This window comes from Caldimonas sp. (assembly GCF_046289365.1).
Taxonomy (GTDB): domain Bacteria; phylum Pseudomonadota; class Gammaproteobacteria; order Burkholderiales; family Burkholderiaceae_C; genus Caldimonas.
On the sequence record NZ_JBKBVU010000289.1, the window covers coordinates 1 to 2,792 of the forward strand.

3 protein-coding genes are annotated in these 2,792 nt (G+C 64.7%); all 3 read right to left on the reverse strand.

Features of this window, described 5'->3' with window-relative positions:
• Positions 1–163 (reverse strand): DUF3375 family protein (locus ACK42S_RS17070; protein WP_409710383.1); only part of this gene is annotated, 163 nt, incomplete at its 3' end.
• 9 nt (positions 164–172) lie between these two features.
• Positions 173–1,426: a hypothetical protein gene (locus ACK42S_RS17075; RefSeq protein WP_409710377.1), complete on the reverse strand. Its 1,254-nt coding sequence runs from the start codon at positions 1,424–1,426 to the stop codon at positions 173–175.
• Between the two features lie 80 nt (positions 1,427–1,506).
• Entirely contained in the window at positions 1,507–2,667 is a 1,161-nt protein-coding gene (locus ACK42S_RS17080; RefSeq protein ID WP_409710380.1) for a class I SAM-dependent DNA methyltransferase, read from the reverse strand.
• Positions 2,668–2,792: the final 125 nt, after the last annotated feature.

Sequence of the window (2,792 nt, forward strand, 5' to 3'; positions counted from 1 at the left end):
CGTCCTCCAGCGCTTCGGCCAGATCGGCCTCGCTCATGACGCGCACATTGGGCGCCACGAACACCCGGTGCAGGAAGCTCGCCACCAGCGGCGCGTGCGGCGAGGCCAGCAAGCGCCAGGCGGGGTGGCGCTCGCGCAGGGTGGAGAGGGTGGCGTGGTCCATGGCCAGCACTCAGCTTGACGCCGCTGGCGTGAACAACGCGGCTTCGAAGGTGGCCCAGGCGGATTGGCGCAGGGTGGCGGCGGCGGTGCGCTTGACTGCAGCGTCGGTCACTGCATCGCCCAGCGCTTGCGCAAGCGCCTCTTGCTGGGCACGCAATGGCAGCGGCACCTTGAGCGCCTTGATGTCTTTGCCACCGATTGCGAAGTTGCCAACAGCCGTTCGCGCCGCTGCTTCTATCTGGCTTCGCACGGCAGGCACCTGAAGCAAACGCCAAAGAAACCTCGGCTCGATCCGGTCAAGATTGGGCCGAACCCGAATGATCTTGTCCGGAAAAATCATGTCGTTGATGTTTGCTTCGACGAGTGCCGACATACCGACATAGGCCAACGTGCCATTGGTGCGACACATCAGAATGTCACCGGCCTTGAGCGCGAACTGTTCGCGCAGGGCCGGTTCGTCCGAGATGAACTTGTGTTCTTCCAGATCAATTCGGCCCTTGGTGACGGCGCTGATTTTCAGTACGCGCAGTGATGTGGTTTTCTTGGACGGCCCTTTGGAGCAACCGTGACGAACCTCCAGCAAAGCATTGCCCAACGGCTCCATCGGCGTCTCCGATGATGTCGCACCGTTGCCGAGTGCGCCACGAAGGATGCCGTCGTGACTCCACCGCTCCACATCCTTGAAGCGCGCCACGAACACCGGCCTGTCCGGCAGGGGCGGTGGCGGAGCGACGCCAAGAGCGGTCTCGAAGGCTTGCCACCCGGACCGCTCGATGGCATCGGCTTCCTGCTCCAGTTGCGCGGCTCGGCTCAGGGCGGCGGTGTAGGCGGCCACCAGGGCGTCCTGTTCGTCGAGCGCGGGAACAGGTACCTCCAAGCTCAGAAAGCCTTCGGGCGTGACCCGTTTACGACCGCTGGTGCCCGATGCCTTGCTCTGCAGATCGGCCTTGAAGTGCTCAGCGCGCAGCAGGTGATTCAGGTAGGCGGCGCGCAGCTTGTCCGCCTTGGGCGTGAACACCGGGTACTCGCTGGTGACCACCGCCTTGGCGATGCTGTCCGGAATCAGGCCGACTGCACCGTTGCGGGCATCAATCTTGGAGAACACCAGATCACCGGGATAGGCGGCGAACATCGCGCCCTTGAATGCCTCGGCGCGCTCGCGCGGCAGCACCTCGCCGGAAAACTTGATGGTGATGGCTTGCCAGTCGCCCAGCGCGCCATCGACCTGCACCGCTTCGCGGCGTTCGGTGAGAACCTCACGCAATGGCAGCAGCGGATGGCCGCTGGCGCGGCCCGCCGACGTGCGGTTCTCGATCCAGCGTTCTATCTCCCTCCACCACCGGATCAGGCAGCGGAGGGCAGCGGAAAATTTGGCGTCGCCTCCGGCTGCGCGCCGCTGTCAACCCAGGCCTCGAACTCGCGGAACGCCCGCAGCAGTTCGGGCAGTTCGTTGGCCACGCCCTCGCCGGTTTCGCCCGTGGAGGTAATGCCCACGGTCTTGGGCGCGGCCACGAAAACCGGGTAGTCGAACAACTCGCGCACCCGCGCCCACAGCGCGGCGGTATGGGCGTCGTCGATGGCGCGGTAGTGGGCCTTCAGCTCCGACAGCAGCGCGTCGCTGCGCTTTTGCACCTTGGCCAGCGCGGCGGTGGCCTGCTTCTTCAGTTCAGCGGCAGTTTTCTTGTGTTCCTTTGCAACCTCGCCTTGCCAGACAGGCTTGCCTTGAAGGGTGGGCTTGGCCTGGCGCGGGTAAGCGGGCGCCTCCCCGCTTTGCCAAAGAGGCAGCGTGCGGCAGATGCCCAGAGCGGCCAGTTCATCCAGCAGGCGTTGCGCCTCGGCATCCTCGCCGGTCACGATGCGCGGCGCGTATGCCGCGTGCTGCGCACTGCGCTGCGCTGCGAATCCGGCATCGAGTTCGGCATGGGCTTGGGCCCACGCGGCTTCCCATTGCTGGGCCTCGGTCTCGGTGAATTTGCGCAGGAAGACCAACGAGGCCTTGACCGTGGCGTTGCTGGAACGGAAGGTTTCTTCCGGCAGGCTGACCACGGCCAGTAACTTGGCCTTGCCCTCCGCCCAGCGGCGCAGCCAAGCCAGCGAGGGATTGTTGAGATTGCCATCGGGCAGCACGATGCCCATGCGGCCGCCTGGCTTGAGCAGGTTCAGGCAGCGCTCGACGAAGATCAGTTCGGTGGGGCGGTTGTTCTTGGCCTTGCCGATTTCGAACAGATCGAGGATGGGCGTTTTCTCCTTGGCCGCTTGCAGCAGGCGGTTGTGGCTTTCTTCCCACGGCTCGCCATAGCCGCGTTCGCGGCAGCGCGTGAGATAGGCTTCGTCGTTGGGCACGCGGGTTTCATCGCTGCCGCCCACCTTTTGGTCGCTGCCCACGTTGGAGCCGAACGGCGGATTGGTCAGCACCAGATCGAAGCGACCGTTGAAGATGCCGTTGATGTCGAGCAGGCCATCGTGATAGTGGATGCCGCCGTGTCCGTCGCCGTGCATGATCATGGAAGGTCTGAACAACTCCGCCACTTTCGGGGAGAATCGGCCATCGGTTCAAGGGGGAGAGTTCGATGCAGCTGTCGTTCGGAGATGCCGAGGCGCTGGGAGGCCGCAAGCGCACGCGGCGCGAG

Bases quoted from the DNA above. Each gene is read 5' to 3' on its own strand.
- ACK42S_RS17080 (WP_409710380.1), bottom strand. From the start codon at position 2,667: ATGATCATGCACGGCGACGGACACGGCGGCATCCACTATCACGATGGC.